This window comes from Pantoea sp. UBA6567, assembly GCF_002434165.1.
In the GTDB taxonomy this organism is placed as follows: domain Bacteria; phylum Pseudomonadota; class Gammaproteobacteria; order Enterobacterales; family Enterobacteriaceae; genus Pantoea; species Pantoea eucrina.
Map to the genome: position 1 here is coordinate 473,167 of NZ_DJJN01000003.1, position 7,154 is coordinate 480,320.

Below are 7,154 nucleotides of genomic sequence, written 5' to 3' on the forward strand. Positions count from 1 at the left end.
TCAGTCAGACTCCGCACGCTTTCTTTCCTCATTGCTCACAGATCCGACCAGCACAACTGCATTTGCCTCCATAATGGTTAAAACGAAAATGGTTTCCACGTACAACGCTGAAATGGAGCAACTATGGCTACCCCGGTACCGGCTAAACGCGGAAAAAAACCTCGCGTTACCTCCCCTGCGGCTACGCCGCCGGCTGGCGGTCAGGTTCAGTCGCTGACGCGCGGCCTGCGTCTGCTGGAGCTAATTGCCGACGCGCACGGCAGCGTGGCGCTGACCGAGCTGGCGCAGCAGGCGGGCCTGCCAAATTCAACCACGCATCGTCTGCTCTCCACGATGCAGCAGCAGGGCTTTGTGCATCAGGTGGGCGATCTGGGCTACTGGACGATTGGCGCCCACGCCTTTGTGGTGGGCAGCAGTTTTCTGCAGAGCCGCAATCTGCTGGCCATTGTGCATCCGGTGTTACGGCGACTGATGGAGGAAGCTGGCGAGACGGTGAATCTGGCGGTGCTGGACCTGAGTGATTATCAGGCGGTGATTGTTGATCAGGTGCAGTGCACGCAGCTGATGCGTATGTCAGCCCCGATTGGCGGCAAGCTGCCGATGCACGCTTCCGGCGCCGGGAAAGCTTTTCTGGCCCATCTGAATGACGATCAGGTAACTGCACTGCTGCATCAGAAAGGCCTGCACGGCTATACGCCTAAAACGCTGATGTCGCCGCATACGCTGAAAGAGAATCTGGCGCTGATCCGCAAAATGGGCTTCTCGCATGATGATGAGGAGCATGCGCTGGGGCTGCGCTGCGTAGCGGCACCTATTTATGACGAGCACGGCGACGCGTTTGCCGCGATCTCTATTTCAGGCCCGCTGGCCCGTATGACGGACGATCGTATTACCGAGCTGGGTGCGCTGGTGATCCGCGCCGCCCGAACGGTCACGCAGGCGTACGCCGGGCGTTAAACTGCTACCGTGGCGTAGCGCACGCTGAAGCGCCGGGCGTTACGCCACGCCATCGCCTCTTCAACATGGCCATTGCGGATCTGCGCCTGCAGCGATCGCCACCAGCCGGGGTCAAACAGCTGCGGATGCAGCGTCTGCAGCAGCCTGCCGGTCGCGGGTTCGCTGCAGAGCGCGTAACGGAACGTCTCCGGAAATATGTCATCGGGCCCGACGCTGTACCAGGGCTCTGCCTGCAGCTCCTGCTCTTCATAACGCGCGGGCGGAACGTCACGGAATATCAGCTCAGTCATCAGGCGGATTTCATCGTAGTCATAAAACACCACGCGCCCGTGGCGCGTCATACCGAAATTTTTAAACAGCATATCGCCGGGAAAAATGTTAGCCGCCGCCAGCTGACAGATGGCATTGCCATACTCCTCCAGCGCATGCCGACGCTGCGCCTCGCTGGCGTGCTGCAGCCAGAGGTTGAGCGGCTCCATGCGACGCTCCAGCCAGAGATGACGAATGATAACGTTCTCATCGCGCAGCGTGATCTTTTCCGGTATATCGCGCATGAACTCCGCCATCAGCGCGTCCGGGATCCGCGCGCGCGGCAGGGCAAAATAGCGAAACTCCTGCGTATCCGCCATGCGTCCGACGCGATCGTGCTCTTTGACCAGCCGGTAGCAGTCGTGCACCTGCGCTTCCGTTACCTCCTTTTGCGGCGCGAAACGGTCTTTAATGACCTTGAATACCCGATCGTAGCCCGGCAGAGTAAACACCAGCATCACCATGCCGCGCACGCCAGGCGCAGGCGCAAATGCGTCATCATGGTGTGCCAGATAGTGCAGATATTCGCGGTAGCTCTCGGTTTTACCGTGTTTCTGGCAGCCAATGGCGATATAGCGCTCGGCGAGGGTTTTGCCTGGCAGCAGCGGCTGCAGCCACGCCACCAGCGCCGCAGGCACCGGGGCGTAAACCATGAAGCTGGCGCGGGCGAAGCCAAATACGATGCTCGCCTCATCGCGATCCGTCAGGCAGGTATCGATCCACAGCTGCCCATCGCTGTCGCGCTGGATCGGCAGCAGACAGGGCAGGATCTCACCGCTGCGGAACTGCAGCCGCGCGACAATCCACGCGGTTTTGTTACGATAGAAAAGTTCGCTGGCGACCTCCAGCACGGCACCGGCCAGCTGCGCCGCGCTGAACTGCTCCTTCAGATGCCGCTCAATCCAGCGGATATCGCGTGCCCGATCCTGCCACGTCAGCCGCAGGGGAAGATCGGACAGCAGCTGCCGCAGCGCACTCTGCCAGTCCGGCCGGGGAGCATAGCGACGCGACAGTGGACGCTGCGCTTCCGGTTGTTGCAAACCCGGCTGCGAGGAGTGAATAAACAGCCGCTCCGGAAACAGATGGCTGTGCCCCTGCAGCCGGCAGTAAACGGAGTTAAAAAAGCTCTCTGCAATTTCATGGCGCGGATAGCCCGGCAGCAGCGTCTCATAGTGCGCCTTTACCCGCAGCCAGAAGGCGGTATCCCACTCCGCCTGCCCGTTCAGCACGCGCAACTGACTGACTACCAGGGTGACATGATGATCATACAGATGTATGCGCTCCTTCATGGCGCGCTGCGCCGCCGGCCAGTCCGCCTGCTCAAACCGCTGCTGCGCACCGGCGGTGATATCGAGAAAACGACCGTACTGCGCGTCAAAGCCCTGCAGAATGGTATGGGCAATAAGGGATTCTCCGGGTGACATCAGTTATCTCCGGTACGCGGTGGCCACGAGCCGCTGCACAGCAGCGGCGCCTCTCTTGCCGATCCGATCAGAACTGCGCGGTTTCCGTTGAGCCGGTCAGGGCCGTCACAGAAGATGCGCCGCCCTGAATCACCGTGGTGATGCGATCAAAGTAACCGGTGCCCACTTCCTGCTGATGCGATGAAAAGGTGTAGCCTTTGTCGCGCGCCGCAAATTCCGGCTGCTGCACTTTTTCAACGTAGTGGCGCATCCCCTCGCCCTGCGCGTACGCGTGCGCCAGGTCAAACATGCTGAACCACATGCTGTGGATCCCGGCCAGCGTAATAAACTGAAAGCGATAGCCCATGTCGCTCAGCGCCTGCTGAAAGCGTGCGATGGTGCGATCGTCGAGGTTTTTCTTCCAGTTAAATGAGGGTGAGCAGTTATAAGCCAGCAGTTTGCCGGGATAGCGCGCGTGTATCGCGTCAGCAAAGCGCTGCGCCAGCGCCAGATCGGGCGTGGAGGTTTCACACCATAAAACATCGGCATAGGGCGCATAGGCAAGACCGCGGCTGATCGCCTGCTCGATCCCGGCACGGGTGCGATAAAACCCCTCCGACGTACGTTCACCGGTGATAAACGCGCTGTCGTTCGGATCGCAGTCAGAAGTAATTAAGTCAGCGGCATCCGCATCGGTGCGCGCAATCAGCACGGTTGGCACATTCATGACATCAGCCGCAAGGCGTGCAGCTACCAGTTTCTGAATCGCGTCCTGCGTTGGCACCAGCACCTTACCGCCCATATGGCCGCATTTTTTTACCGCCGCCAGCTGATCTTCAAAATGCACGGCGCCAGCCCCGGCCACAATCATCGATTTCATCAGCTCAAAAGCGTTCAGTACGCCGCCAAAGCCCGCCTCCGCATCGGCCACTATCGGCAGAAAATAGTCGACATACGCGTCATCTTCCGGCGACAGGCCGCTGGCCCACTGGATCTGATCGGCGCGCTGAAAGCTCTGGTTAATCCGCTGCACCACCTCCGGTACAGAGTTAACCGGATAGAGCGACTGATCGGGGTACATCTGACCGGCGAGGTTTGCATCCGCCGCCACCTGCCAGCCCGAGAGATAGATCGCTTCGATACCGGCTTTCGCCTGCTGCACTGCCTGCCCCCCGGTTAACGCACCAAGGCTATTGATATAACCTTTAGTCGCGCCGCCGTTCAGCAGCGACCAGAGCCTGACGGCGCCCCGTTCTGCCAGCGTGCAGGCGGGCGTTACCGAGCCGCGCAGGCTGATGACCTCTTCTGCCCGATAGGGACGCGTGATACCGTTCCAGCGCGCATCCTGCCAGCTCATTTCCAGTTGTGTGATCTGTTGTGTCCGATTCATAGCACTCTCTCCGGGGGTCAGGCCAGCAGGCGGTAGCCTGGCAGCGTCAGAAATGGAACCAGCTCTTTATCCGTGGTGATTTGCGCCATCAGCGCGGCCGCATCTTCAAAACGTCCCTGCTGAAAACGTATATCGCCGTAGCGCTGGCGCAGTGCGGCCAGCTCTTCGTCAAGAAACTGCTCAAACAGGGCAGCAGTGACCAGCTGGCCATCACTCAGGATCTGTTTGTGACGGATCCACTGCCAGATAGAGGCGCGGGCGATTTCAGCCGTTGCCGCATCTTCCATCAGTCCCTCAATCGGCACGCAGCCGTTACCGCTAATCCACGCTTCCAGATACTGCAGCGCAACGCGGATGTTTGCGCGCATGCCCGCTTCGGTACGTAAACCGCGGCAGGGACGCAGCAGCCGCTCAGCCGTTACCGGCGAATCGGTATTACGCGTCACGTGCAGCTGATTGGCGCGATCGCCCAGCTGGCGATCAAACACCTTCATGGCAATATCTGCCAGACCAGGATGCGCAACCCATGTCCCGTCATGGCCGTTACCCGCTTCGCGCGCTTTATCTTCCTCAACTTTCTCTTTTACCCACGCATTGCGCGTCTCTTCCTGCGCCGGGATGAGTGCAGACATGCCGCCCATTGCCAGTACGCCGCGCCGGTGGCAGGTTTTAATCAGCAGCCGGGAGTACGTATCCAGAAATGGCTGATCCATGGTGATCTGCTGTCGATCGGGCAGAATGCGATCGCCGTGCTGCCCCAGCGTTTTGATGTAGCTGAAGATGTAATCCCAGCGGCCGCAGTTAAGCGCTACGGCGTGGTCGCGCAGCTCCCACAGGATTTCATCCATCTGAAACACCGCGGGCAGCGTTTCAATCAGTACCGTGGCTTTGATCGTGCCACGCGGCAGATCAAAACGATCTTCGCTGAAGCGGAAGATCTCACGCCACCACGCTACCTCACTGGCGTGCTCGGTTTTAGGCAGATAAAACCACGGTGCATGCCCTTTTTCCTGCAGCGCCCGCACGTTATGGAATACAAAGAGAGCAAAATCAAACAGGCCAGCCGGAATCGCTTTGTCGCGCCACTCCACATGCTTTTCAGCCAGATGTAATCCGCGCACCCGGCACATCAGCAGTGCAGGATCGGAGCGCAGCTGGTAGATCCGGCCATCATCGCGGGTAAAACGCAGCGTACCGGCGACCGCTTCACGCAGCACCTGCTGCCCTTCAATCAGCTTGCTCCAGCACGGAGCCAGCGAATCCTCGAAATCCGCCATAAAAACCTTAACGTTGGCGTTCAGCGCGTTAATGGTCATTTTGCGATCGGGTGGCCCGGTAATTTCGACCCGGCGATCGCACAGCAGCTCAGGCAGCGGGCGCACCTGCCATTCATTTTCACGAATGGAAGTGGTTTCCGCATTAAAGTCAGGCAGCGCTCCGCGATCGTAGTCCCGCTGGCGCTGCTGCCGCGCTTTAAGCAGTCGATCGCGTTCCGGGGCAAAGCGCACGACCAGCGCCTGCAGAAAATCGATAGCCGCCGGCGTCAGCAGTTGCTGCTCCGCGTCTGAGAAGGGCTGAGTGAAGGTCAGCGTAGAGTGAATAATCGTGTCTGTCATGCTGGCTCTCTCCTGAAGCGATCCTGGTTTACTGCCGGGATCAGAATACTGGATGTTTTGTAACCGACAGGATCAGAGCATATGCATTTTAATTTTTATTTCAAAAACTATTTCCATTTTATGAAAAGATAAGCATTAACTATCTGTATATACTGTTATTTAAAGTATCAAAATAAAGGCAATGGTTTCTGCTTTGGAAAAGACATAAAAAAACCGCGATGGCCTGAGGGCGATCGCGGTGGAGAGAAGCTAAAAAGAGATCAGTCGAGAGTCGGATTCATATGGCGCAGATCAAACGGCGTGATCTGGTAAACATAGTAGTTCAGCCAGTTAGAAAACAGCAGGTTACCATGGCTGCGCCAGGTCGCACGCGGCGGCAGGGCCGGGTTATTCTGCGGAAAGTAGTTAAACGGCACTTCCGGCTGCAGGCCCGCGTCATTATCGCGATGAAACTCACCCGCAAGCGTCAGCGCGTCATATTCCGGGTGCCCGGTTACAAAGGCCAGCCGCTTGTCTTTACTCGCCATCAGATAGGCGCCGGTTGCCTCAGATTCAGCAAACAGCTCAAGATCGGTGTAGTCGCGTATAAGCTGGCTGGGAAAATCTGCATAGCGCGAATGCGGCGCCAGAAAATTGTCATCAAAGCCGCGCGTCAGCAAAGCGTGCGGATGCAGGATCTGATGTTCATAGACGCCTGACAGTTTGTTTTGCCGCGTCTGCTTGGGAATACCATACAGAATGTTCAGCGCAGCCTGTACCGCCCAGCAGACAAACAGCGTAGAGGTGACATGCTCGTTTGCCCAGTGCAGCACGCGCTGGATCTGCGGCCAGTAGGCGACGTCGTTAAAGTCAACCAGACCCAGCGGCGCACCTGTCACAATCAGGCCATCGAAGTTATCGTGCTGTATCTCTTCGAAATTGCAGTAAAAGTTATTCAGATGTTCGCTGGGGGTATTGCGCGATTCGCGGCTGTCTATCCGCAATAGCTGCACATCAATTTGCAGCGGTGAGTTAGAGAGCAGACGTAAAAACTGATTTTCAGTCTCGATCTTTTTTGGCATCAGGTTAAGGATCAGTACTTTTAACGGGCGGATCTCCTGAACACGGGCGCGCGATGAGGTCATCACAAACACATTTTCATCACGTAAGAAATTCACTGCCGGTAATTCGTCGGGCACCCTGATTGGCATAACCTGCTCACCTCTTGCTGATAACCATATAAACGTTTAGACATCCAGATGCCCGAGATTAGCCTGGCATACGCGGAATGTCGAGACTTCATGCTATTTATGAAAATGTTTCAGCTTAATGTGGCATAACCGACAGCGACAGAGAAGAAAGGAAATTGCGCCGGCACTAAAAGCGAGACGGTAAGATCTTTTTTGAGGTAAAAAAAGTACCCATAGCATGCTGATGCTTCAGCAATACCCGTGAGCGAACATAAAAGTTATTTTCTGCAGACGTAAAAAAGCCCTGAAC

The 7,154-nt window shown here is 57.2% G+C and carries 5 protein-coding genes; 1 reads left to right on the forward strand and 4 read right to left on the reverse strand.

The window, feature by feature from the left end:
* The first annotated feature begins 123 nt into the window (after positions 1-123).
* Positions 124-957: a glyoxylate bypass operon transcriptional repressor IclR gene (iclR, locus tag B4M48_RS03405; RefSeq protein WP_039381868.1), complete on the forward strand. Its 834-nt coding sequence runs from the start codon at positions 124-126 to the stop codon at positions 955-957.
* Here iclR and aceK read toward each other — a convergent pair.
* From aceK to metA, 4 genes are all read right to left on the reverse strand, one after another.
* Positions 954-2,690: a bifunctional isocitrate dehydrogenase kinase/phosphatase gene (aceK, locus tag B4M48_RS03410; protein WP_039381865.1), complete on the reverse strand. Its 1,737-nt coding sequence runs from the start codon at positions 2,688-2,690 to the stop codon at positions 954-956. The genes iclR and aceK overlap by 4 nt on opposite strands.
* A gap of 67 nt (positions 2,691-2,757) precedes the next feature.
* Positions 2,758-4,059, reverse strand: a complete 1,302-nt coding sequence (aceA, locus tag B4M48_RS03415) for an isocitrate lyase (RefSeq protein WP_288655921.1) — start codon at positions 4,057-4,059, stop codon at positions 2,758-2,760.
* A gap of 17 nt (positions 4,060-4,076) precedes the next feature.
* Positions 4,077-5,675: a malate synthase A gene (aceB, locus tag B4M48_RS03420; protein WP_039381859.1), complete on the reverse strand. Its 1,599-nt coding sequence runs from the start codon at positions 5,673-5,675 to the stop codon at positions 4,077-4,079.
* A gap of 260 nt (positions 5,676-5,935) precedes the next feature.
* Positions 5,936-6,865 carry a homoserine O-acetyltransferase MetA gene (metA, locus tag B4M48_RS03425; protein ID WP_071668471.1) on the reverse strand — a complete coding sequence of 310 codons (930 nt, stop codon included), beginning with the start codon at positions 6,863-6,865 and terminating at the stop codon, positions 5,936-5,938.
* Between the last annotated feature and the right edge of the window lie 289 nt (positions 6,866-7,154).